1 protein-coding gene is annotated in these 925 nt (G+C 64.9%); it reads left to right on the forward strand.

Annotation, left to right across the window (positions count from 1 at the left end):
• Window positions 1-925, forward strand: a 925-nt coding sequence (locus HMPREF3115_RS20415) for an Ig-like domain-containing protein (protein ID WP_256276307.1), incomplete at both ends; no start/stop codon positions are given.

Here is a 925-nt window from a genome sequence, read left to right on the forward strand (position 1 = left end):
TGGTTCGGTCCTTGGCGCAATCGTTTCCGGCAGCAGCACCGACGATACGACGCCGACGTTGAGCGGTACGGCTGAAGCGGGCAGCACGATCAACGTCTATGACGGTACGACGATGATCGGTACGACAACGGCCGATGCATCGGGCAACTGGAGCTTCACGCCGGCGAGCGCATTGGGCGAAGGTGCACATAGCCTGACAGTCACGGCAACGGATTCGTCGGGGAACGTCAGTGTGCCGAGCGCGGCATTCGATCTGACAGTGGATACGACTGCGCCTTCGGCTCCGACAGTGAACCCGACGGACGGGACCTCTCTGTCGGGCACGGCCGAAGCAGGCGCGACGATCCAGATCGACACGAATGGCGACGGCACACCGGATGCGACGGTGACGGCTGATCCGACCGGCGCATGGACGTACACGCCCACGACACCGCTGCCCATCGGCACGCAAATCGGCGTAACGGCAAGCGATGCGGCGGGCAATACGAGCCCGTCTGCTTCGGTGACGGTGACGGGCGATGTGACGGCGCCTGCGGCGCCCGTCATTGCCGGCGTGACCGACGACGTTGGTTCGGTCCTTGGCGCAATCGTTTCCGGTGGTAGCACGGATGACACGACGCCGACGTTGAGCGGTACGGCCGAAGCGGGCAGCACGATCAACGTCTACGACGGTACGGCGTTGCTCGGCACGACCACGGCAGACGCATCCGGCAACTGGACCTTTACGCCGGCGACTGCATTGGGCGAAGGCGCACATAGCCTGACGGTCACGGCAACGGATTCGTCGGGGAACGTTAGTGTGCCGAGTGCAGCGTTCAATCTGACGGTCGATACGACGGCGCCGGCTGTGCCGACGGTGAACCCGACGGATGGCACGTCGCTGTCCGGCACGGCCGAAGCCGGCGCGACGATCCAGATCGACACG

This window comes from Burkholderia sp. HMSC10F09 (assembly GCF_001806955.1).
Classification (GTDB): domain Bacteria; phylum Pseudomonadota; class Gammaproteobacteria; order Burkholderiales; family Burkholderiaceae; genus Burkholderia; species Burkholderia multivorans.